General features: G+C 69.4%; 24 protein-coding genes and 2 riboswitches. Of the genes, 6 read left to right on the top strand and 18 right to left on the bottom strand.

Annotated features, from left to right (window positions below):
• Positions 1–83 precede the first annotated feature (83 nt).
• Positions 84–974 carry a patatin-like phospholipase family protein gene (locus AC1RTA_RS13915; protein ID WP_416244187.1) on the top strand — a complete coding sequence of 297 codons (891 nt, stop codon included), beginning with the start codon at positions 84–86 and terminating at the stop codon, positions 972–974.
• Positions 971–1,261 carry a YkgJ family cysteine cluster protein gene (locus AC1RTA_RS13910; protein WP_014237986.1) on the top strand — a complete coding sequence of 97 codons (291 nt, stop codon included), beginning with the start codon at positions 971–973 and terminating at the stop codon, positions 1,259–1,261. The genes AC1RTA_RS13915 and AC1RTA_RS13910 overlap by 4 nt, the downstream gene beginning before the upstream one ends.
• A 13-nt stretch (positions 1,262–1,274) precedes the next feature.
• Here the strand turns inward: AC1RTA_RS13910 and cobA are convergent, their stop codons facing one another.
• The 16 genes from cobA to AC1RTA_RS13830 are packed head-to-tail and all read right to left on the bottom strand — an operon-like array spanning position 1,275 to position 13,432.
• Positions 1,275–2,042 carry a uroporphyrinogen-III C-methyltransferase gene (gene cobA / locus AC1RTA_RS13905; RefSeq protein WP_492785039.1) on the bottom strand — a complete coding sequence of 256 codons (768 nt, stop codon included), beginning with the start codon at positions 2,040–2,042 and terminating at the stop codon, positions 1,275–1,277.
• Positions 2,039–2,377 carry a (2Fe-2S) ferredoxin domain-containing protein gene (locus tag AC1RTA_RS13900; protein WP_492785038.1) on the bottom strand — a complete coding sequence of 113 codons (339 nt, stop codon included), beginning with the start codon at positions 2,375–2,377 and terminating at the stop codon, positions 2,039–2,041. Before AC1RTA_RS13900 ends, cobA begins: the two co-directional genes overlap by 4 nt.
• Positions 2,374–3,369, bottom strand: coding sequence for a precorrin-3B C(17)-methyltransferase (cobJ, locus tag AC1RTA_RS13895; RefSeq protein WP_492785037.1), 996 nt, complete (start codon positions 3,367–3,369; stop codon positions 2,374–2,376). The genes AC1RTA_RS13900 and cobJ overlap by 4 nt, the downstream gene beginning before the upstream one ends.
• Positions 3,370–3,410: 41 nt before the next feature.
• A complete protein-coding gene (locus AC1RTA_RS13890; protein WP_492785036.1) occupies positions 3,411–3,818 on the bottom strand; it encodes a cobalamin biosynthesis protein in 408 nt (135 codons plus the stop codon).
• Positions 3,815–4,600, bottom strand: a complete 786-nt coding sequence (locus tag AC1RTA_RS13885; protein WP_492785035.1) for a cobalamin biosynthesis central domain-containing protein — start codon at positions 4,598–4,600, stop codon at positions 3,815–3,817. The genes AC1RTA_RS13890 and AC1RTA_RS13885 overlap by 4 nt, the downstream gene beginning before the upstream one ends.
• 2 nt (positions 4,601–4,602) lie before the next feature.
• Positions 4,603–5,082, bottom strand: coding sequence for a GNAT family N-acetyltransferase (locus AC1RTA_RS13880; protein ID WP_492785034.1), 480 nt, complete (start codon positions 5,080–5,082; stop codon positions 4,603–4,605).
• Positions 5,075–5,854: a precorrin-2 C(20)-methyltransferase gene (cobI, locus tag AC1RTA_RS13875; RefSeq protein WP_492785033.1), complete on the bottom strand. Its 780-nt coding sequence runs from the start codon at positions 5,852–5,854 to the stop codon at positions 5,075–5,077. The genes AC1RTA_RS13880 and cobI overlap by 8 nt, the downstream gene beginning before the upstream one ends.
• A 3-nt stretch (positions 5,855–5,857) precedes the next feature.
• Positions 5,858–7,150 carry a precorrin-6y C5,15-methyltransferase (decarboxylating) subunit CbiE gene (gene cbiE, locus AC1RTA_RS13870; protein ID WP_492785032.1) on the bottom strand — a complete coding sequence of 431 codons (1,293 nt, stop codon included), beginning with the start codon at positions 7,148–7,150 and terminating at the stop codon, positions 5,858–5,860.
• Positions 7,143–8,339 carry a cobalt-precorrin-5B (C(1))-methyltransferase gene (locus AC1RTA_RS13865; RefSeq protein ID WP_492785031.1) on the bottom strand — a complete coding sequence of 399 codons (1,197 nt, stop codon included), beginning with the start codon at positions 8,337–8,339 and terminating at the stop codon, positions 7,143–7,145. The genes cbiE and AC1RTA_RS13865 overlap by 8 nt, the downstream gene beginning before the upstream one ends.
• The gene (locus tag AC1RTA_RS13860; protein ID WP_492785030.1) at positions 8,329–9,009 is read right to left on the bottom strand and encodes a precorrin-8X methylmutase; all 681 of its coding nucleotides are present in this window, start codon (positions 9,007–9,009) and stop codon (positions 8,329–8,331) included. Before AC1RTA_RS13860 ends, AC1RTA_RS13865 begins: the two co-directional genes overlap by 11 nt.
• A 3-nt stretch (positions 9,010–9,012) precedes the next feature.
• Positions 9,013–9,999 (bottom strand): sirohydrochlorin chelatase, encoded by a 987-nt coding sequence (locus AC1RTA_RS13855; protein ID WP_152089002.1) that lies wholly within the window; start codon positions 9,997–9,999, stop codon positions 9,013–9,015.
• Positions 10,000–10,008: 9 nt separating this feature from the next.
• The gene (cobM, locus tag AC1RTA_RS13850) at positions 10,009–10,812 is read right to left on the bottom strand and encodes a precorrin-4 C(11)-methyltransferase (RefSeq protein WP_205229826.1); all 804 of its coding nucleotides are present in this window, start codon (positions 10,810–10,812) and stop codon (positions 10,009–10,011) included.
• Between the two features lie 13 nt (positions 10,813–10,825).
• Entirely contained in the window at positions 10,826–11,665 is an 840-nt protein-coding gene (locus tag AC1RTA_RS13845) for an energy-coupling factor ABC transporter ATP-binding protein (RefSeq protein WP_492785029.1), read from the bottom strand.
• Entirely contained in the window at positions 11,662–12,393 is a 732-nt protein-coding gene (cbiQ, locus tag AC1RTA_RS13840; RefSeq protein ID WP_492785028.1) for a cobalt ECF transporter T component CbiQ, read from the bottom strand. The genes AC1RTA_RS13845 and cbiQ overlap by 4 nt, the downstream gene beginning before the upstream one ends.
• Positions 12,387–12,758, bottom strand: coding sequence for an energy-coupling factor ABC transporter substrate-binding protein (locus tag AC1RTA_RS13835; protein WP_130458701.1), 372 nt, complete (start codon positions 12,756–12,758; stop codon positions 12,387–12,389). The genes cbiQ and AC1RTA_RS13835 overlap by 7 nt, the downstream gene beginning before the upstream one ends.
• Complete coding sequence (locus tag AC1RTA_RS13830; protein WP_014237971.1) at positions 12,755–13,432, bottom strand: energy-coupling factor ABC transporter permease; 678 nt, start codon at positions 13,430–13,432, stop codon at positions 12,755–12,757. The genes AC1RTA_RS13835 and AC1RTA_RS13830 overlap by 4 nt, the downstream gene beginning before the upstream one ends.
• A gap of 136 nt (positions 13,433–13,568) precedes the next feature.
• A riboswitch (cobalamin riboswitch) is annotated at positions 13,569–13,782 on the bottom strand.
• 69 nt (positions 13,783–13,851) lie between these two features.
• Positions 13,852–14,068: riboswitch (cobalamin riboswitch) on the top strand.
• A gap of 167 nt (positions 14,069–14,235) precedes the next feature.
• Here AC1RTA_RS13830 and AC1RTA_RS13825 point away from each other — a divergent pair.
• The 4 genes from AC1RTA_RS13825 (at position 14,236) to AC1RTA_RS13810 (ending at position 18,662) form a co-directional block, all read left to right on the top strand.
• On the top strand, positions 14,236–15,105 hold the full coding sequence (locus AC1RTA_RS13825) for an acyl-CoA thioesterase (RefSeq protein ID WP_492785027.1): 870 nt from the start codon (positions 14,236–14,238) through the stop codon (positions 15,103–15,105).
• Between the two features lie 255 nt (positions 15,106–15,360).
• Positions 15,361–16,755, top strand: a complete 1,395-nt coding sequence (locus tag AC1RTA_RS13820; protein ID WP_492785026.1) for a diguanylate cyclase — start codon at positions 15,361–15,363, stop codon at positions 16,753–16,755.
• A gap of 8 nt (positions 16,756–16,763) precedes the next feature.
• Complete coding sequence (locus AC1RTA_RS13815; RefSeq protein WP_492785025.1) at positions 16,764–18,086, top strand: OprD family outer membrane porin; 1,323 nt, start codon at positions 16,764–16,766, stop codon at positions 18,084–18,086.
• A gap of 18 nt (positions 18,087–18,104) precedes the next feature.
• The gene (locus tag AC1RTA_RS13810; RefSeq protein WP_492785024.1) at positions 18,105–18,662 is read left to right on the top strand and encodes a YgjP-like metallopeptidase domain-containing protein; all 558 of its coding nucleotides are present in this window, start codon (positions 18,105–18,107) and stop codon (positions 18,660–18,662) included.
• Here AC1RTA_RS13810 and dbpA read toward each other — a convergent pair.
• Both dbpA and AC1RTA_RS13800 read right to left on the bottom strand, forming a co-directional pair.
• Positions 18,659–20,080, bottom strand: coding sequence for an ATP-dependent RNA helicase DbpA (gene dbpA, locus AC1RTA_RS13805; protein WP_492785023.1), 1,422 nt, complete (start codon positions 20,078–20,080; stop codon positions 18,659–18,661). The genes AC1RTA_RS13810 and dbpA overlap by 4 nt on opposite strands.
• Before the next feature lie 8 nt (positions 20,081–20,088).
• Positions 20,089–20,577, bottom strand: a complete 489-nt coding sequence (locus tag AC1RTA_RS13800) for a hypothetical protein (protein ID WP_492785022.1) — start codon at positions 20,575–20,577, stop codon at positions 20,089–20,091.
• Between the last annotated feature and the right edge of the window lie 63 nt (positions 20,578–20,640).

Raw genomic sequence — 20,640 nt, 5'->3', positions numbered from 1 at the left:
GTGGAAGGGCGGGCCGGGGTGGGGCTCATTATAATGTGGCCCTTGCCCCGGGCCAGCGCCCGGGAAAATTCTGCGAGACCTCCATGCTTTCTGCCCGTCGTACCTGCCTTGGCGCCCTCCTGGGGGCCGCTTCCCTGCTGCTTTGCGGCTGCGTCACCCTGGACCGGACGGAGGCCCCGGCGGCGGCGACGGCGGTGGGCCATCCGCCGCCCAAGGTGGTGCTGGCCCTGGGGGGCGGCGCCGCCCGGGGCTTTGCCCATGTGGGGGTGATCAAGACCCTGGAATCCCACGGCATCGTGCCGGACATGGTGATCGGCACCAGCGCCGGCTCCGTCGTCGGCGCCCTCTATGCCGCCGGCTATTCCGGCTACGAACTGCAGAAGCTGGCCATGAAGCTGGACGAATCGGCCATCACCGACTGGTCCCTGGCGGATCGGGGCGTGCTCAAGGGCGAGGCCCTGCAGAAGTTCATCAACGAGGCGGTGAAGCAGCAGCCCATGGAAAGGCTGAAGAAGCCCTTCGCCGCCGTCGCCACCGATCTCAAGAGCGGCGAGGCGGTGACCTTCCGCAGCGGCAACACGGGCATGGCGGTGCGGGCCTCCAGCAGCGTGCCCGGCGTCTTCCAGCCGGTCACCATCAACGGCCGCGAGTACGTGGACGGCGGCCTGGTCAGCCCGGTGCCGGTGCGGGCCGCCAGGGCCATGGGCGGCGAGGTGGTGATCGCCGTGGATATTTCCAGCAAGCCGAAGAACGGCAAGGTTTCCGGCCTCATGGAGGTGCTGCTGCAGACCTTCGCCATCATGGGCAGCCACCTGGGCCAGGCGGAGATGAAGGAGGCCGATGTCGTCATCCGCCCCGACATTCCGGGTATCGGTTCCACCGACTTCAAGTCCCGCAACGACGCCATCCTGGAAGGGGAGCGGGCGGCCCAGGCGGCCCTGCCCCTGATCCGCGCCAAGCTGGGTATCCGGTGAGCGCCGTGGCCGCCGAGGAGAACGTCACCTGCGCCACCTGCCGGGCCTGCTGCTGCAAGCTGGAGGTGATGCTGCTGGGGGGCGACGACGAGGTGCCCGAAGCCCTGACCCGGCAGGACCCCTGGGGCGGCTGGATCATGCACCGCCTGGAGGACGGCTGGTGCGCCGCCCTGGACCGCCGCACCATGCTGTGCACCATCTACGAGCAGCGTCCCTTCATCTGCCGCGACTACCAGGCGGGGGATTACGACTGCCTGGAACAGCGGGCCGCCGGCTTGCCGGCCTGACCCAAGGCCGGCCTCAGACCAGGGCGGAGGGCCGTTCCGGGGCGGCCAGGGCCACCACGCTGCCGATGACCAGCAGGGTTGGCGGCTTGATGTCGTGGCGCTGGGCCGTCGCCGCCAGGGTAGCCAGGGTGCAGGCGTGGAGCCGCTGTTCCGGCCAGGTGGCGCGATAGACCAGGGCCGCCGGCGTTTCCGGGGCCAGGCCGGCGCCCTGCAGACCGGCGGCGATGCGTTCCAGGCCGTGGATGCCCATGTAGATCACCAGGGTCTGGTTGGGCTGGGCCAGGGCCTGCCAGTTCAGTTCCAGGGCCTGATCCTTGAGGTGGCCGGTGACGAAGACGCAGCTCTGGGCATGGTCCCGGTGGGTCAGGGGAAAGCCGAAACTGGCGCCGGCCCCCAGGGCGGCGGTGATGCCGGGCACGATTTCCACCGGCACCGCCTGTTGCAGCAGCACGTCCATCTCCTCGCCGCCGCGGCCGAAAACGAAGGGATCGCCGCCCTTGAGGCGCACCACCCGCTTGCCTTCCCGGGCCTTCTCCAGCAGCAGTTGGCAGATGTCCTCCTGGGGCAGGGTATGGTTGCCGGCGGATTTGCCGACGTAGATGCGCTCCGCCGTCGCCGGGGCGAAATCGACGATGCCCGGGCCCACCAGATTGTCGTAGACCAGCACTTCCGCCGTCTGCAGGCGCCGCCAGGCGCGCAGGGTCAGCAACTCCGCATCGCCGGGGCCGGCCCCCACCAGGGAGACGCTGCCCGGCGCCTGTTCTGACCAGACCCGGCTCACAGGCCGGGCCCCTGGTGGAAAACCAGATCGTCCACGGGGTGGCCGTGCTTCAGGTGCTCCTCGACGATGCGCTCCAGGTTGTCGGCGGTGACGTTGTAGTACCAGGTGCCGTCGGGCTGCACGCACATCACCGGGCCGCCCTTGCAGGCGGCGAAGCAATTGACGCGGGAACGCTTGACCCGCAGCTCGCCCTCGGTGAGACCGGCGGCCTTGAGCTTGTCGCCCAGGGAGTCGAAGAGGGCCTGGCCCTCGCCGTTCTGGGTGCAGCGGGGACCGGTGCACACCAGCAGGTGGCGGCGGTAGTCGCCGATGCGGGGCTTGCTGACTTCGCTCATGCTTCCGCCTCGGCTTCGGTTTCGTCCGCCGCTTCCGGGCCGGCGGCCAGGGCGGCGGCGATGTAGTCCTCCGGCAGGCGGTATTCCACGGCCAGTTCGGCGGCGCTCTTGCCGCTGTCGCGGATGGCTTCCAGCCAGCCGTTGAGGCCGGTGGAAAGGGAGCGGCCGGCCTGCTCGCCGCCCTTGGTGGAACGTTCACCCTCGGCCACGTCGTACTTGTTGGCATAGCCCCGGGGGGTGACCATCAGGCCGTCCCGGATGAAGGTGTTGGAGTTGCCGATGAGCACGGTGGACAGCATGCCGATGTCGGCCTCAGCCATCTTTTCCAGGGTGGTGAATTCCAGCCGCTGCTTGGGGCGGAAGGCGCTCTTGACGATGGCCACCGGGGTCTTGGGATCGCGGTGGCGCAGGAAAATGCGCTGGGCTTCCTGGATCTGCCGGGTGCGGCGGCCGCTCTTGGGGTTGTACAGGGCCACCACGAAATCGGCGTAGGCCACCGCATCCAGGCGGCGGGCGATGGTGGGCCAGGGGGTGAGTAGGTCGGAGAGGGAGATGGCGCAGAAGTCGTGGGTCAGGGGCGCGCCCACCAGGGCGGCGCAGGTGTTGAGGGCGGAAGCGCCGGGGACGATTTCCACCTCGATCTCGGAATCGGGCGTCCAGCCGGCCTGGAACAGCACCTCGAAAGTGGGGCCGGCCATGCCGTACACGCCGGCGTCGCCGGAGGAAATCAACGCCACCTTCTTGCCCTGCTTGGCCCGGTCCAGGGCTTCGATGGCCCGGTCCAGTTCCTCGGTCATGGACTTCTTGATCACTTCCTTGCCGTCGATCAGGTCGGCCACCAGGCGCACATAGGTGACGTAGCCGATGATGGTGTCGGCTTCGGCGATGGCGGCCCGGGCGCGGCCGGTCATGTGTTCCACGGCGCCGGGGCCCAGGCCCACCAGCATGATCTTGCCGGTCTTGGCCGGGGCGTTGGTTTGAATGTCGGTCATGAAATCGTTCCTCGGAAATTCAGTGAATGCAGTTGTCGGGCTCAGGGCAGCAGGGCGATGGAAACGGTGGCATTGCGCCCGTCCGGTCCCCGCAGCTTGTGTTTTTCGATCAGCAGCCGGCTCATGTCGGTGCCGGCGGCCAGCAGGGCGGCGGCTTCCGAGACGGAGGGCGTGCCGGTGTATTTGCGCACCATCTCCGACGGGTTGGGCACGGGCACGGTGGCCAGCACTTCCGGCGGGTAGAAGGTGAGGGTGAGGCCGAAGCGTTCGGCAAAGCCCAGCAGGCCCACCTCGTCCGCCTTCAGGGTGATGCTGGCACCGGCCGCCACCTGTTCCGGGGCGAGGCCGGCGGCGGCCAGGGCCTCCTGCACGGCTTGCGCAATGGTCGCCTCCGGGGTGCCCCGGTCGCAGCCCAGGCCCAGCGCCACTCTGCGGCTGCCCAGGCTCAAGCGCCTTGCTCCACGGGCGGCCGGTAGGTGACCAGGCGGCCTGCCAGGCGGGGCGCCAGTTCTGGCGGCAGGGGGCGGTGGCTGATCCACAGCACGGCGGCGACGCTGTCCAGGTCCACCTCTTCCAGGCGGCTGAACTGCTTGATGTTGGCGGGCACCGGGCCGCTGCGGCCATTGGCGTGGCGCGGCCACCAGTCGGGGCTGCCGGCCTCCTGCACCAGGGCCACCGGCTCGTCGTTCACCACGGCGGCACTGGCCTTCACCACTTCGTCGTGGGTCGCTTCAAAGGTCCAGCCCAGCTCCCGGCCCAGCAGGTCCACGCCCAGGGTCTGTCGGGAATCGGAGGCGGTGGTGAGCACCGGGGTGGCGCCCAGGCTGGCCGCCAGGATGCCGGCCAGGGCGTTGGCGCCGCCCAGGTGGCCGGAGAGCATGGGAATGGCAAAGCGCCCGGCCTCGTCCACCACCACCACCCCCGGATCCTGTTCCTTGTCCTTGAGGTGGGGGGCGATGAGGCGCACCAGGGCGCCCAGGGAGACGATGGCGACGATGCCGTCGAAGTTGGCGAAGAGGGCGGGAATCTGGTCGCCGGTCTTGCCGCTGTAGGTGGTTGCCGCGCCAGGAGTGTTGGCAACTGCAGCTTCCGCCTCGGCCCGGAACTTATCCGGGGCGAACAGGCGGGCGCCGGGCAGGGCCGCCACCACCTTGCCCGCCAGGGCGATGCCGTGGCGGGTGATGGAGACGACGGCGATTCTCTCGTTGGGGAAGGGGAGGTGTTGGATCATTTTTATTTTGAAGTTGCTGCCGGGTTGGGGAAAGGCGGGTGTTGCATCGGCACATAACGCACCCCGTTGCGCTGCTGCGCCCCGGCGGTGGGCGTAAAGCCCAGGCGTTGATAGACCGGTACTGCGTATTCGGAGGAGTTGACCGTCACCGGCATGGCCGGATCGAGGTGGGATTCCAGGGCCTGCCACAACTGGCGGGCGATGCCCCGGCCATGGGCGGCGGGGGCGACGAACAGGTGATGCAGGTGGGCCGGCCGGTGTAGCGTCACAACGCCGAGCAGCTGGCCCTGCTCCTCGGCGCACAGGCAGAGGTAGTCCCCATCGCAGAGCAGGCCGGCAATGGCGGCCGGACTGAAGGTGGCGAGAAAAGGCTGGGCCGCCGGGGCGCTGCCATCGGCGACGAAGTAATGGGTCAGGCTGCCGATGAGGGCAGCAATGGCCTCACTATCCGCCGGCGTGGCAGGACGGATCAGTTCAGGCACTGACCGCTTCCTTGCGCTTGCGGCAGCCCCGGCGCAGTTCGCCGCGCTGGCGCTTGGGGTTCTGCACCAGCATGAGGGAGAGGTAATTCACCTTCTCGCCCTTGAGGGAGGCCACGTCGCGCACGATGCGCTCGTCGGGGGAGCCCACCTTCTCGATGAAGCAGCTGGTGGCCAGCAGCTCGCGCCGTTCCAGCAGCTCCAGCACCTCATCCACCAGGGGTTTCACCTTGAGCAGCACCAGGGTGTCGAACTCGTCCAGCAGGTGGTCGATGACTTCCACGCCGTAGGCGGCGGGGATCACCGCCAGGGTTTCGTCTTCCTCGGCCAGGGTGGTGCCGGTGGTGGCGGCCGCGGCGGCAAAGGAAGAGACGCCGGGGATGGTTTCCACTTCAACTTCCGGCACCAGTTCCCGCACCACCCGGGCCAGGTGGCCGAAAGTGGCGAAGGTGGAGGCGTCGCCTTCCACCAGGAACACCAGGTCCCGGCCTTCGCCCAGCAGCTCCACGGTGCGGGCGGCGGCCCGGGCCCAGGCCTTGGTCAGGATATCGGCGTCCCGGGTCATGGGGAACACCAGTTCCTCGGCATCGGCGGGCACTTCCAGACCACCCCGGGTGACGATGGAAAGGGCGTAGGAGCTTTCCTCGGCCTTCTTCACCGGATAGAGCCAGCGGGCGTCGCCGTTGAGCACGGCCCAGGCGCGGCGTGTGATCAGTTCTGGGTCGCCGGGACCCAGGGAGGCGCCGATGAGGCGCCCGTATTTCTTGTCGGTCATGGTTTAGCTCTTCTTTGCTGACACTATCCAGATGGGGTTTTGTGCGGCCATGCGGTGCATGTCCAGGATGGGCTGGCTGCGGCTGGCCTGGAGCTGGGTTACGTCCCAGTTCGCGCCGAATTTCTCCACCGCAGCGGCCAGGGCGGTGGTGGCGGTGGCCAGGTTTTCCAGGGTGACGAAGTTCATCACCAGGCGGCCGTTGGGCTTCAAGCGGGTGAGGATCAGCTCGATGAGGGCCGCCAGTTCGCCGCCGGAGCCGCCGACGAAGACCGCATCCGGATCGGGCCAGGTCTCCAGCCCTTCCGGGGCCTTGCCGTGGCGCAGGGTGTAATTGGTGGCCTGGAAACGCAGGGCGTTTTCCCGGGCGTTGGCCGCATCGCCCTCGTTCTTTTCGATGGCATACACGTGGCCGTGGCGGCATAGGCGGCTGGCTTCCAGGCCGACGGAGCCGGAACCAGCGCCGATGTCCCACACCACGCTGTCGGGCTTGAGGCCCAGCTTGGCCAGTGACAGGGCCCGGGCTTCCAGCTTGGTGATCAGCCCCTTCTCCGGCTGGCGTTGCACGAAGTCCAGGTCGTCGAAGCCGAAGATGGCGCGGGGGTCGGCCACCTTGCGTTCCACCAGCACCACATTGGGGTCGGGGAAGCTCATGGCCGCAGCCTGTTCCAGGGAAAGGTCGGGGAACAGCTGTTCGTCGGACAGGGCCAGCTTGGCGGCCACCGACAGGCGAACCTCTTCACCGTAACCCGCTGCCAGCAGGGCCCGGGCCAGGCGGGCCGGGTTGTTGTCCGGGCCGGTGAAGGCGGCCACTTTCGGATATTCGGCGATGGCCCGGATCAGCTTGTAGAGGCCGTTGTCCGGGGTGGTGCCGAACTGCCACTCGCCCGCATCGGCGGTGTGGCAGGTGGAAATGCGGTAGTCCTGCCAGGGCCGCTGGAAGCGGGCGAAGGCCAGTTGCAGGGTGGAGGGGGCGGGCAGCACGGTGACCGATTCGGCCCCCAGCTTGCCCACCAGATAGCTGGCCATGCCGTGGCAGAGGGGATCGCCGGTGGCCAGCACGACGGTGTGCAGGCCGTCAGCGGCAGCTTGTTGAATCCAGCCGGGCACCTGGCCCAGTTTGCCGTCCATGTCCTTCAGGCTCACGCCGGCGGCCAGATGGGGCTGCACCAGGGCCAGGGTGCGGCCGGCGCCGACGATGAGGCCGGCGGATTGCAGGCAGTGGTGGGAAGAATCCGGCAGGCCGGCCCAGCCGTCGTCCAGGATGCCGAGGACGGTGCAGTAGGGTTGTTTAGACACTTTCGCCCTCTTCGACGCGACAGATGAACTGGCCTTCGAAATCGCAGACCAGCACGGTGAGTTGGTAGGGGCCCGGGTGGCAGGCCCGCAGGCTCTGCATGGCGTGGATGGCCAGGGCCCGGTGGAAGGGCACGGTGAGGCCCAGCAGGGCCAGGCGCTCGGCGGCGAAGCGGGCCGTCTCGGCGTTGCGGATTTCCTCCACCAAGTCGGCGGGGGCGCCCACTTCGGTGGCGCAGGCGGCCAGCAGGTCCCGGTCGATCTCCTGCTTCCAGGCGTGGGTCACGGCCAGGCCCTGGCCCATCTTGGTCAGCTTGCCCACCATGGCGCCGATGTAGACGTGCTGCATCTTGCGCTTGATGGCGCTCTGGAAGGCGGCCTTGACGAAGTCCCCCATCTGCACGAAGCAGGCTTCCTGCAGTTGCGGCAACTGCTTCATGGCGAATTTTTCGGTGCGGCCGCCGGTGGTGAACACCACGCTGGTCTGGCCCTGGCGCGCCGCCACGTCCACCGCCTGGACCACGCTGGCGCGGAAGGCGGCGGTGGAATAGGGGCGCACGATGCCGGTGGTACCGAGGATGGAGATGCCGCCCAGGATGCCGAGGCGGGCATTGAGGGTCTTCTTCGCCATCTCCTCGCCGCCGGGCACGGAGATGGTCACTTCCAGGCTGTCGCCGGCGGCCAGGATGGCAGCACCGGCCCGGGCCACGTTATCGCTGATGTTGCGCCGGGGCACCGGGTTGATGGCCGGGCCGCCCACTTCCAGGCCCAGGCCTTCCTTGGTGACGACGCCGACGCCCGGGCCGCCCTTGAGGATGACCTGGCCGCCGCCACCGGGAATGCGCACCACGTCGGCGGTCATGTGGGCGCCGTGGGTGGCGTCCGGATCGTCGCCAGCATCCTTGATGCTGACGGCGTGGGCCCGCAGGGGCATGCCTTCGCCCTCGACGCGGCCGTCGGTGATCTGGAAGGGCACTTCATGGCCGTTGGGCAGGCGGCAGAAAATCTGGGCCGGCACCTGGCCCTGGACCAGGCCCTGGGTGGCGGCCACGGCCGCCGCCGCCGAGTTGGCGCCGGTGGTGAAACCGGTACGATTGCCCCGTTCCCGCTTGGCCGTGCCCTTGCGGACCTTCTCGGCCGGCGGCGGCGCTTCGCTGTTCACGGGAGCGCTGTTGGCGGCTTCAGGCGGCATTGCGCTGGCGGGCTTCGGCGACGCCGAGGAAGGCGTGGATGGCCGCCACCACCAGGGTGGAGCCGCCCTTGCGGCCGCGGATGACGATCCAGGGCACGTCCTGCACCTCAGCCATCAGATCCTTGGATTCGGCGGCGGAGACGAAGCCCACGGGCATGCCGATGACCAGGGCCGGGCGGGCCCCTTCTTCCTTGATCAGGCGCACCACTTCGATGAGGGCCGTGGGGGCGTTGCCGATGCCGACGATGGACCCGTCCAGGAGGCCCTGGCGATGGGCCTTGCGCATGGCCTGCACGGCCCGGGTGGTGTCCTCGGCCTGGGCCTGGGCGATGACGTCGGCGTCGGAAATGAAGTGGTGGGTGGTGACGCCGAAGTGCTTGAGGCGGCTGGCGGAGAGGCCGACGCAGATCATTTCCACGTCCGCCACGATGGGGGTGCCGCCCTTGAGGATGGCAGCCAGGCCCGCTTCCACCGCTGCCGGGTGAAAGTCAGTGAGGCCGTTGAACTCGAAGTCGGCGTTGGCGTGGATCATGCGCCGCACCACCGGCCACTGGTCGGCGCTGTAGGCGTGGGGGCCGGCTTCGGCATCGATGATGGCGAAGGAATCGTGCTCGATGGCGCGGCCGGCGGCGGTGAGCTGTTCGGTGACGACGTTGGCGTTGTGGTTCATGGCTTACCCGTGGGAGTGATGATCGTGGGAGTGATTGTGCCCATGGCAATGGCCGTGACCATGATCGTGATCATGTTTGCCCCCATGTTGGTGGCCGCAGCCGCCGTGGGCGTGGCCATGCTCATGTCCGTGGTCGTGGGTGGCGGTGTGGCTGTGGTCGTGCAGGTGCTCGTCCTCGGCGGCCAGGCGGTACTTGCAGCCGTCGCATTCGAGCAGGCTGCCTTCGGGCAGTTCATCGCCGCCCACCTTGGCGTCCAGCAGGTCGAAGATGCCCTTGTCGAAGCCGAAGTGGGTGCCCAGGGCGAAGGCCACCTGGGGATACTGGCGCTGCAGGCGCTCGGCCTGAGCCTTGATGCGCTCCATGAGTACGCCGGTGAAGAGATAGACCGGAACGATGGCCACCTGGGTCATGCCCAGCTTGACCTGGCGCTGCACCGCCGTTTCCAGCCGGGGCCAGGTGACGCCGGTGAAGGCGATGTCCACCAGCTCGTGGTCGTTGTCCTCGAAGATCCAGCGGGCCATCTTGGCCAGCTCGCCGTTGGCGCCGGCATCCGACGAACCGCGACCCAGCAGGATGACGCCGGTGGTGCAGGGGTCGGGCATGTCCAGCTGCTTCATCAGCCGGTCCAGCTGGCCCTGCAGCACCTCGAAAATCTCCCGGCCCATGCCCAGGTGGCGCACCACCTGGAAGTCCACGCCCGGGTGGCGGGCCCGTGCCTCCTCCACGGCGTGGGGCAGTTCCATTTTCACGTGGCCGGCGGCGTTGAGGATGAAGGGAATCACCACCACCTTCTTCGCATTGCCGGCGGCCCGGTTCAGGCCCTCATCCAGCAGCACCTCGGCGTGCTCGATGAAGCACACCTCGATGCGCCAGCCGGGGTGGCGCTCCCGCCACTGGGCGGCGAAATGGAGGATTTCCTTGTTGCCGTCCCGGTTGCGGGAACCGTGGCCGACCAGGAGCAGGGTGGTGTCTTGGGCACTGAAGGTCATGGGCATTTCTCAGGAGGCCTCGCCCACGCTGGCCTTGCGGAAGCGGTGGGTGAAGCTGGGGTCGTAGAGCTTGGAGCGGGCGATGTCCTCCCAGTCCCGGGCGCCGAGGGCCGGGCTGGCGATGATCATGGCCTGGGCGGCGATCTTCTCCGCCTGGCACTTTTTCTTGATGTCCGCGATGGTGCCGCGCACGATCTTTTCCTCCCCGGGCCAGGAGGCCTTCTGCACCACCAGGATGGGCGCATCCTCCGGCCAGCCGGCGGCCAGCAGGGCGCGCTGCACCTCGTGCAGCAGGGTGATGGAAAGGAAGATGCAGAGGGTGGAACGGTGGGCCGCCAGGGACTCCAGGTCTTCCCCGGGCGGCATGGGGGTGCGGCCGGCGACCCGGGTGAGGATCACCGTCTGGGTCACTTCCGGCAGGGTCAGGGTCTCGCCCGCCGCGGCGGCGGAGGCCAGGGCCGAGGAGACGCCGGGCACCACGGCCCAGGGCACGCCCACCTCGTCCAGAGGCCGGGTCATTTCCACCAGGGCGCCGTAGAGGCCCGGGTCGCCGGTCTGCAGGCGCACCACGGTCTGGTGGCGGCGGCTGGCCTGGAGCAGCCAGTAGGTCATTTCCTCCAGGGTCATGTCCTTGGAGTCCCGGATCTCGCAGCCCGGCGGGGCGTAGAGGGTGGCAGCCTGGTCCACCAGGGAGCCGGCGAAGAGGATGGCGCCGGCCTGTTCCAGCAGGCGGCGGCCCTTGACGGTGATGAGGTCCGGGTCGCCGGGGCCGGCGCCGACGAACCAGATCTTGCCGAGGGTGGCTGGGGTCATGGCATGTTCCTTCTCAGCAGTCTTCTTGTTGCAGCTGGGCCAGGAGGGCGCTGCAGCTGTGGATGGGGGTGTCGCCGCGGAGCAGGCCGCGCTGCCGCAGCTGCCGTTCCAGGCCGATCACCGAGGGCAGGCGCAGGCCGATGGCGGCCAGCTCGGCCTCGTGGCCTGCCAGGGCCGGGGCGTCGAAGCTGGCGCAGCAGCGGCCGGCGGCCATGAGGTGGATGCGGTCGGCCCAGCGGTAGGCGAAGTGGATGTCGTGGGTGGCCAGGAGGATGGTCATGCCCCGGCGGTGCAGGCCGTCCAGCACCGCCAGCAGTTCCTCCTGCATGGCCTGGTCGAGGCCGGCCATGGGTTCGTCCAGCACCAGGAGCTCCGGCTCCATGGCCAGTACGCCGGCAATGCAGACCCGCTTCTTCTGGCCGAAGCTGAGGTTCTGCACCGGCTTGTGGGCCAGGTCGTCCATGCCCACGGCCTGCAGGGCGGCTTCCACCCGGGCGGCGACGGTGGCATCACTCAGGCCCAGGTTGAGGGGGCCGAAGGAGACGTCCTCCCGCACGCTGGCGGAGAAAAGCTGCCGGTCCGGATTCTGGAAGACCAGGCCCACCTTGCTGCGCAGGGCGCGCAGGCCGGCCCGGCCGTAGTCCACCGGCGCGCCGGCGTAGTGCACCCGGCCGGCGGCGGGGCGCAGCAGGCCGTTGCAATGCTGGAAGAGGGTGGTCTTGCCCGAGCCGTTGGCGCCGATGAGGGCGTTGCGGCTGCCCCGGGCCACGCCCAGGGAACAGCCGGCCAGGCCCGCGCTGCCGTCCGGGTAGCGGTAGTGCACGTCCTCCAGCTGCAGCAGGGGCACGCTCACCGGCCGCTCCAGGCGAGCAGCACCAGGGCCAGGGCGGCCACGCCGGCCAGGCCGGCATCGCGCCGGGCGTGGGGGTGGCGGCTGCCGAGGAAGCGCAGGGGGCCGTCGTTGTTGCGGGCCAGGGCCGCCAGGTGCAGGGCGTGGGAACGCTGCCACACCTGCAGGGTGAGGTGGGCGGCCATCTGCCCCAGGCTGCGCAGCAGGCGGCTGCGGTCCAGGTGGCCGAGGCGGGCGGCCTGGGCGGCGCGCATGTCCTGCAGGGCGGCGGCGAAGACGAACAGGGTGCGGTAGCACAGCACCATGATGTCCAGCAGCACCTCGGGGGTGCGCAGGCGGCGCAGCAGGGCGATGAGGTCGCTCAGGGGCGTGGTCAGCACCAGGAACAGCAGGGCCGCCAGGGCGCCCAGGGAGCGGGTCGCCACCACGGCGGCCTGGTGGGTGCCGGCGGCGGTGGCCTGCAGGCCGCCCTCATCCACGGAGACGGCCAGGGAGAGGGCGCTGATGGCGAGGAAGAAGAGGGCCGGGGCCGCCACCCGCAGATAGAGCAGGGGCGATACCCGGGCGCCGCCGATGGTCACGGCCGCCAGCAGGGCGGCCACGCCGAGCCCGGCGGCCGGGGTGGCGGCGGCGACGAAGGCGGCCGTCACCCCGCCCAGGGCGAAGAGGCCCTTGGCCTGGGGCGCCACGCCGCGCCAGCGGTTGGCGTAGGCCGACTGCTCGATCAGCACGCCGGCCCTTCCTGGTCCTCGTCTTCGCGCCGGGCCGCCGCTTCACCGCGTCGTTGTTCCCGGCGCAGCTTTTCCCGGGTGCGGGCGCAGCCCAGGTAATAGCCGATGAAGCCGGCGCCAAGGGCCGCCTGCAGGGCGAAGAGGAGGGAGGCGATCTCGCCGCTGGCCGGTTCCAGCAGGGGCTGGAACCAGGGCTGGTAGTCCGGGGCGATGCGGGTGATGAGGGCCTGGGCCTCGCTATCGGCGCCGCCGAAGATTTCCGCCGGCTGGCCGTCCGGCCCCAGGGGCCGTTCCACCAGCCACAGGGGCAGGGCCGCCAGCAGCACCACGGCGATGAGCAGCAGCAGGTTCTGGTGGCGCTTCATGCCCGCACCTCCGGCGCCGGGGCCACGCCCAGGTCCTGCAGTTCCTGCGGGTTGAAGCGGGCCAGGGCGTTGCAGATGACCACGGTGAGCAGGCCCTCGCTGATGGCCAGGGGAATCTGGGTGAGGGCGAAGATGCCGGCGAACTTGAGGAAGGAGGCGCCAAAGCCGCCCACCGGATCGGGGAAGGCCCAGGCCAGTTGCACCGAGGTGGTGACGTAGGTGAGCAGGTCCGCCAGGCTGGCGGCGAGGAACACGCTCACCGCCAGGGAGGCCTTGAGGCGGCGGGCCAGGGCGAAGATGCCGTAGGCGGCGAAGGGTCCCACCACGGCCATGGAGAAGATGTTGGCGCCCAGGGTGGTGAGGCCGCCGTGGGCCAGCAGCAGGGCCTGGAACAGCAGCACCACGGCGCCGATGGGGGCCATGGCGGCAGGGCCGAAGAGCACGGCGCCCAGGCCGGTGCCGGTGGGGTGGGAACAGCTGCCGGTGACCGAGGGCAGCTTCAGGGCCGAGAGGACGAAGGTGAAGGCGGCGGCCACTCCCAGCAGCATGCGCTGCTCGGGATTTTCGCGGATGCGGCGGTTCACGGAACGGATGCCCCAGGCGACGAAGGGGGCGGCGGCGACGCTCCAGCCCACGGCGTGTTCGATGGGCAGGAAGCCTTCCATGATGTGCATGAGTCTCTCCCTCGGCGAGCATGACGGTGGCGCACCAGGCGGGGGAGTTGTGGCAGGTCGGATAAAGGGCCGCGGCGGATGGAACAGCGAGGAGGCGGCAAATCACCAGAACCGTTCCCGTCACCCCGGGGAATGGTGCAACTTGTGATGTCAGGCCGGTCTTCTGGCTTGCCTTCATCCTTCCCTGCCGGCCTTCCCGTGATGAACCACAGTGGCGTGAGGCAGCGTCGTCTGGCTTACAGCAGCGGGGGCTGCGCCGGACTGTCCTGGGTGGTCCCTGGAGTCACCGGCTTCCCGTTTCACCGTCCCCGCAGAGCGCGAGGCACGGCACCTGAATCGGGGCGGATGATAGCCCACTCCCCCCGGGCTGGGCAATCCGCCGCGCCAGGCGCGGCGTTTGGCGAATCGGTCGGGGCGGGTTAGACTGGCCCCGCTTCGGTTCCCCCCTCCAGGGGATGAAAAGGGAATCCGGTGCGAGACAGGGCGGCGACGCCCCGACTCCAGTCCGGAACTGCCCCCGCAACTGTAGGCGGCGAGCGTTGCGCTCCACTCTTTGCCACTGGCGATACTGCCGGGAAGGCTGGCGCAACGTGACGACCCGCAAGTCAGGAGACCTGCCGCGGCATTACTTCATATCAATCCTAATTGGGGCGGGGTGTCCCCTGAGGAAGGTAAATGCGCGCATTCCCTGACTGTCATCGTTGTCCGCTCTCGGCTGCCTGCCGCTCCGAGCCGCTTTGCCGCGGCCCGGGGTGTTCGCCCTTCTCCGATGCTCCCGCTCCGCTTCATCCAAGGAGTTGCGCATGCGCATGGAAGCAATGGAAATCGGCGCCGTCGTGGGGACGGCCGCCCAGCCCGTAGAAGCCAATCCCGCCCCCACTTCGTCCACTTCGCCGCGGCAGCAGCAGGCCACCCTCATGGTGGACGTGGTCTTTCCCGAACAGGTGAACCACCACGGTACCCTCTTCGGCGGTTCCGCCATGGCCATGATGGACAAGCTGGCCTTCCTGGTGGCCACCCGGGAGACCCGCCGGCCCATGGTCACCGCCAGCAGCGGCCGCATCGACTTCCGCAAGCCCATTCCCCAGGGGCGCCTGGTGGAACTGTCCGGCCGGGTGGTGCAGCGGGGCCGGCGCTCGGTGCAGGTGGAGGTGGCCCTGGCGGCGGAGGACCTGGCCACCGGGCTGCGGGAGACCAGCGCCACCGCCCACTTCACCCTGGTGGCGGTGGACGGTCCAGGGGCGCCGCTGCAGGAGGACGATGAGAGCTTCGCCCAGCTGCCCGGCATCGGCCCGGTGACGGCCATGGTGGAGATGGTCTTTCCCGGCCACACCAACCACCACGGCAGCCTCTTCGGCGGCCAGGCCCTGGCCTGGCTGGGTAAGGCGGCCATGGTGGCGGCCAGCCGCCAGGCCCGCATGCCTGTGGTGATGGCCGCTTCCGAGCGCATCGACTTCCACGCGCCGGTGCTGGAGGGGGAGATCGCCGACCTGGCGGCCCGGGTGGTGGCCATCGGCAACAGTTCCATGACGGTGGAAGTGCTGCTGCACGCCGAGGCCCTGCTCACCGGCCAGTGCCGCCTGTGCACCCGGGGCCGCTTCATCATGGTGGCGGTGGGCTACGACGGCCGCCCGGTGCCCGTGCCCCAGCCCCTGGGGCGGCGTCTGGCCTAGGCGCCGGCCTTCGCCCCCCCCCGTCGGGGCGGGCGCCCGGTTTCCGGCCCGGAACGGCAGGCGGCAGGCTGCCCGGCCGGACAGCGGACCCCCGCCGCGGTGTGACATAGTCGAGCCAATTCAGCGGTGGCGGGCCGTTATACTGCCGGCAGAAAAAGATGGGCCGGAGCCCGTGCCGTGATCGGCATGGCGCCTTCCGCAGCCCAGGCTGCCCGGGCATCGGCAGTGACGATCCCTCCAACCTGCCTAGTCCCCATGTCCCTCAAGACAGCCCTGGCCCTGTGCGCCGCCTGCCTTTCCCTGAGTCCGCTGCCCGGCGTCGCCTCCGAGCCGGCGTCCATCGTCTTCACGGCTGCCGAGCAGGCCTACCTGGACAGGGTGCGGTCGGTGAAGATGTGCGTCGATCCGGACTGGGAGCCCTTCGAGCGCATCAACGAGCAGGGGCGGCACGAGGGTATCGGCGCCGACCTGGTGCAGCTGGTGGCCCAGCGGGTCGGCCTGCGCATCGAGCTGCTGCCGGTGCGGACCTGGGACGAAAGCCTGGCCGCCGCCAAGGCCGGGCGCTGCCAGCTCATGAGCTTCCTCAACCAGAGTCCGGAACGGGACCGCTGGCTGAATTTCACCGCTCCCGTGTTCACCGATCCCAACATCATCGTCACCCGGGAGGAGCACGCCTTCGTCGGCGACCTCCTCGGCCTCAGCGGCGAGATCGTGGCCCTGCCCCGGGGCACCATGGTGGAGGAGCGCATCCGCAAGGACTTCCCCAACCTGCGGGTGATCCTCACCGGCAGCGAGCCGGAGGCCGTCTCCCTGGTTTCCGAGCGCAAGGCCGACCTGACGGTGCGCTCCCTCATCGTCGCCGCCTACGCCATCCGCAAGGAAGGCCTGTTCAACCTCAAGATCGCCGGCCAGATTCCCGCCTACACCAACCAGCTGCGCATCGGCGTGATCAAGGACGAACCCCTGCTGCGGGACATCCTGGACAAGGGCGTGCGCACCGTGACGCCCCAGGAGCGGGAGGCCATCGCCAACCGGCACGTGGCCATCAAGGTGGAGCAGCACACCGACTACAGCCTGCTGTGGAAGAGCCTGGCCGTGGCCGCCTTCGTCCTGGCCGTGGTCATCTACTCCAACCGCAAGCTGAGCGCCCTCAACCGGGAGCTGGAGCGACTTTCCGTCACCGACAAGCTGACCGGCCTGTTCAACCGCATGAAGCTGGACGAGGTGCTGGAAAGCGAAATCCAGCGCTCCCAGCGTTTCGGCCAGCCCTTCAGCCTGATCCTGCTGGACCTGGACCACTTCAAGCTGGTGAACGACTGCCACGGCCACCAGGCGGGGGACCAGGTGCTGCTGGAAGTGGCCCGGCTGCTGCAGCGCCACACCCGGGAGACGGATCTGGCAGGCCGCTGGGGCGGCGAGGAATTCATGGTGGTCTGCCCCCACACGGACGAGGCGGGGGCCCGGGTGCTGGCCGAGGACCTGCGCCGGGTGTTCGAGCTCAACGAGTTTCCGGTGGTGCGGCAGAAGACCGCCAGCTTCGGGGTCGCCACCTACCGCCCCGACGACCAGGCCAAGGACATCGTCGCCCGGGCCGATGCCGCCCTCTACCGGGCCAAGGACCTGGGCCGCAACCGGGTGGAATGGCAATAGGGGCGGGCGTGGGGCGCTGCCTTCGCCTGCTCGGCCTGGCCTGCCTCCTGGGCGGCGCCACCCAGGGCCGGGCCGGGGACGATGCCGCGGAGGCCCTGGCTGGCACCACCTTCTTCGGCTACGGCAAGGCCATGTACGTCTTCGACGACAAGAAGGGCGGCCGGCCGAACCAGAACACCGCCGGCTTCGGCGGCAAGCTGGGCCTGGAGAGCGGCGACTACCGGGGCTGGCGCCTGCGGGCCGCCTGGTACACCACCCAGGACCTGGGCCTGGCCCGGGACAATCCGCGCCAGACCGACGCCTACATGTTTGGCCTGGACAAGCGCCCCTATTCCCTGTGGGGCGAGGCCCAGCTCATCTACAGCCGGGGCCGCAGCCGCCTGACCCTGGGGCGCCAGGAAATCCAGTCGCCCCTCATCAACAGCTACGAATACCGCATCATCCCCAACCTGTTCGACGCCTACGTGCTGAGCAGCCGGGAGCTGCCCGGCACCACCCTGACCCTGGGCTACGTCGGCCAGATGTCGGGCCTGGACGGCCTGGTGAGCTTTTCCGATTTCCGCAGCATGTCCCAGCAGACCTACACCTCCCTGCTGGTGGACGGCCGGGGCCGGCCGGATGCGCGCAACGGCGAGACCCTGGATCCTTCCACCGTGGTCGGCCACCGGGGCGTGTGGATGACGGGGGTGGCCTACGAGGCGGAGCACAAGCTGCAGCTGTGGCACTACTACGGCCGCGACACCCTGCAGACCGTCTATGCCGATGGCCGCTTCAAGCAGCCCCTGGGGCGGGGCTTCACCGCCCTCATCGACGGCCAGGCCTACCGGGTGTCGGAGGTGGGCGCCTTCCGCGATTACCTGGCCCGCTACGGACTCAACGCCAGCTACGGCCTGGCGGGCCTCAAGGGCACCCTGGCTCACGCCCCCAGCGGCCTCAGCCTGGCCCTGATGGCCAACCGCTTCGGCGGCGACCAGCACACCGTGACGGCCTACGGCAACTGGGGCGGCTATCCGGAATTCGTGCTGATGCCCTATCTCTACGCCGAGAACGACGCCATGTCGGCCATCGCCCGCAGCCGCCTGCGCAAGGCCACCCTGCTGCTGGACCTGGGCCCCTACGGCCTGCCGGAGCACAGCCTGCTGCTGGGCCACGCCCGCATGGACATCGACGAGGCCATCCTGCCCGGCGCCGACATCATCGCCAACAGCCTCATCTACCGGGCCCGGCTGACGCCCCGGGTCTCGGCCCGGCTGCACCTGGAAGCGCGCAGCTCGGCCCATTCCCGCTACGGCAACCACTTCCTCACCCTGGGCCTGCGCTACGATTTCTAGCGGCCCTCAATCTTTACCATGACCAACAAGCGACCCTTGGATTATCTGGCCGGCTATCCGGCCGAGCTGGCGGCCCGGGTGCAGCACCTGATCGGCCAGGGCCGGCTGGCGCCCTGGCTGCTGGAACGCTATCCCCGGGCCCACGAGGTGCGCACCGACCGGGCGCTGTACGACTACGTGCTGGAGTTGAAGGGGCGCCATCTGCGCAATGCGGAAACGCCGAGCAAGGTGGCTTTCGACAGCAAGCTGCACGACCTGCGCAACGCCCTCGGCACCCACACCACGGTGGCCCGGGTCCAGGGCGGCAAGTTGAAGGCCAAGCGGGAGATCCGGGTCTCGGCCCTGTTCCGGGAGATGCCGGAGGCCTTTCTGCGCATGATCGTGGTCCACGAACTGGCCCACCTCAAGGAGCGGCAGCACGACAAGGCCTTCTACCAGCTGTGCCGGCACATGGAGGCGGACTACCACCAGCTGGAATTCGACCTGCGCACCTACCTCTGCTACCTGGAGCAGGGCGGCGCGCCCCTGTGGGCCGCCGCCTCGCCCTCCTCGCCGGGGGAAGCCCCGCCGGCCTAGTCTTCCAGCAGGCGGGTCTTGACGCTCTTGCCCTTGACCTTGGCCAGCTTGCGCACCGCCTCCCGGGCAATGTTGCGGGCCACGGCCACATAGGTGACCTGCTCGGTGACGGTGATCTTGCCCACCTGTTCCTTGGCGAAGCCGGCTTCGCCGGTGAGGGCGCCGAGGACGTCGCCGGGACGCAGCTTGTCCTTGCGCCCGCCGAGCAGCAGCAGGGTGGCCATGGGCGGCACCAGGGGCGCCTCGTTGCCGCTCTGCAGGCTGCCCAGGGTGTGCCATTCCGGCTCCATGCCCATCATCTGGGCGATGGTCTCCACTCGGCGCCGGTCCCGCGGGCTGCACAGGCTCAGGGCCCAGCCGTCCTCGTCACCGCGGCCGGTGCGGCCGATGCGGTGGATGTAGATTTCCGGGTCCGGCGTCACGTCCACGTTGATCACCGCTTCCAGCTGGGCGATGTCCAGGCCCCGGGCGGCCACGTCGGTGGCCACCAGCACGGAACAGCTGCGGTTGGCGAACTGGATCAGCACCTGGTCCCGCTCCCGCTGTTCCAGGTCCCCGTTCAGGGTCAGGGCGGAAAAGCCCTGGCCGTAGAGCACTTGCACCAGGTCCCGGCACTGCTGCTTGGTGTTGCAGAAGGCCAGGGTGCTGGCCGGGCGGTAGTGCTTGAGCAGGGTGCATACCGCCTGCAGCCGTTCCTCGTGCTTCACCTCGTAGAAGCGCTGGCGGATCTTGCTGCCTTCGTGCTGTTCCGCCAGCTTCACTTCCTTCGGCTGGCGCAGGAAGCGCTGGGCCAGCTCGGCGATGCCGGGCGGGTAGGTGGCGGAGAAGAGCAGGGTCTGGCGTTCCGCCGGGCAGCGCCGGATGACCCAGGCGATGGCGTCGTGGAAGCCCATGTCCAGCATGCGGTCGGCCTCGTCCAGCACCAGGGTGTTGAGGGCGGCCAGGGTGAGGCTGCCCCGTTCCAGGTGGTCCATGAGGCGGCCCGGAGTGCCGACCACGATGTGGGCGCCGTTCTCCAGGCTGGTGACCTGGGGCTTCATGGGGCTGCCGCCGCAGAGGGTGAGGATGCGCACGTTCTCCTCGCCCCGGGCCAGGCGGCGCAGTTCCTGGGCCACCTGCTCCGACAGTTCCCGCGTGGGGCACAGCACCAGGGCCTGGATTTCCAGACGGCGCGGGTCGAGGCGGCTGAGCAGGGTGAGGCCGAAGACGGCGGTCTTGCCGCTGCCGGTCTTGCCCTGGGCGATCAGGTCGTGGCCGGCCAGGGCCAGGGGCAGGCTGGCGGCCTGGATGGCCGTCATGCTGCGGTATTCCAGCTGTTCCAGGGTGGCCAGCAGGCCGGCGGAAAGGGGCTGGCTGGCGAAGGACAGGTCGGCCGGGGCGTTCAGCCCAGCATCGGGGGAAGTGGGAGCGTCGCTCATGGGGTGCTTCAGCTCCGGCGCCGGGCCTTGGGGGCCGGCTTGCGCTGGCGCTGGCCGGGGCGGGGCTTGTCTTCCACGGGCTTGGGCTTGGGCATCAGCAGGTTCTTGGCGCCGCCCTTGCCGGCTTCCCGGTGGGCCTGGATGGCGGCCTTGATGTCCTCAGTAGCCACCGCCACGGCGGCGTGTTCGCCTTCGGGCTTGAAGGTGGACAGGTTATCCTTGACGCGGAAGAGGCGCTCTTCGGCCTCGCCTTTCTTCGGCAGGTTGCTGACCATCTCCTCGGCCGCCGGGCTCAGGCGGAAACCGCCGTCCTCGGCCAGAACCAAGCCCAGGCCGGAAAGGCGGGCGAAGGCCTCGCTCAGCTTGGCCTCGCCGGGGATGTTGCCCTGCAGGAAATCGATGGCGGCCATGATCTCCAGCAGTTCGGCCGGGCGGCGTTTGGCGGCGATGCCCAGGGCGAGGAGGAGGAGGGTGTCGATGTCGTGAATCTGTTTCATGGCGGGCCTTTGCAGTGCCGGGCTGACCGATGGGGTTCCCGGGCGGGGGTGAGAGTTTAACGG

The organism is Azospira sp. MPR-E4 (assembly GCF_058809645.1).
Note: the sequence above shows the minus strand (reverse complement) of the source record. Positions and strands in the feature narration are given on the sequence as shown.

Coding starts and splice junctions, on each gene's coding strand:
- AC1RTA_RS13825 (WP_492785027.1), top strand. CDS start 14,236: ATGCGCATGGAAGCAATGGAAATCGGCGCCGTCGTGGGGACGGCCGCC.
- AC1RTA_RS13810 (WP_492785024.1), top strand. CDS start 18,105: ATGACCAACAAGCGACCCTTGGATTATCTGGCCGGCTATCCGGCCGAG.
- cobI (WP_492785033.1), bottom strand. CDS start 5,854: ATGACCGACAAGAAATACGGGCGCCTCATCGGCGCCTCCCTGGGTCCC.
- AC1RTA_RS13860 (WP_492785030.1), bottom strand. CDS start 9,009: ATGAACCACAACGCCAACGTCGTCACCGAACAGCTCACCGCCGCCGGC.
- dbpA (WP_492785023.1), bottom strand. CDS start 20,080: ATGAGCGACGCTCCCACTTCCCCCGATGCTGGGCTGAACGCCCCGGCC.
- cobM (WP_205229826.1), bottom strand. CDS start 10,812: ATGACCCCAGCCACCCTCGGCAAGATCTGGTTCGTCGGCGCCGGCCCC.
- AC1RTA_RS13820 (WP_492785026.1), top strand. CDS start 15,361: ATGTCCCTCAAGACAGCCCTGGCCCTGTGCGCCGCCTGCCTTTCCCTG.
- AC1RTA_RS13900 (WP_492785038.1), bottom strand. CDS start 2,377: ATGAGCGAAGTCAGCAAGCCCCGCATCGGCGACTACCGCCGCCACCTG.
- AC1RTA_RS13865 (WP_492785031.1), bottom strand. CDS start 8,339: ATGCCGCCTGAAGCCGCCAACAGCGCTCCCGTGAACAGCGAAGCGCCG.
- AC1RTA_RS13800 (WP_492785022.1), bottom strand. CDS start 20,577: ATGAAACAGATTCACGACATCGACACCCTCCTCCTCCTCGCCCTGGGC.
- cobJ (WP_492785037.1), bottom strand. CDS start 3,369: ATGACCGACATTCAAACCAACGCCCCGGCCAAGACCGGCAAGATCATG.
- AC1RTA_RS13835 (WP_130458701.1), bottom strand. CDS start 12,758: ATGAAGCGCCACCAGAACCTGCTGCTGCTCATCGCCGTGGTGCTGCTG.
- AC1RTA_RS13885 (WP_492785035.1), bottom strand. CDS start 4,600: ATGATCCAACACCTCCCCTTCCCCAACGAGAGAATCGCCGTCGTCTCC.
- AC1RTA_RS13830 (WP_014237971.1), bottom strand. CDS start 13,432: ATGCACATCATGGAAGGCTTCCTGCCCATCGAACACGCCGTGGGCTGG.
- AC1RTA_RS13915 (WP_416244187.1), top strand. CDS start 84: ATGCTTTCTGCCCGTCGTACCTGCCTTGGCGCCCTCCTGGGGGCCGCT.
- AC1RTA_RS13855 (WP_152089002.1), bottom strand. CDS start 9,999: ATGACCTTCAGTGCCCAAGACACCACCCTGCTCCTGGTCGGCCACGGT.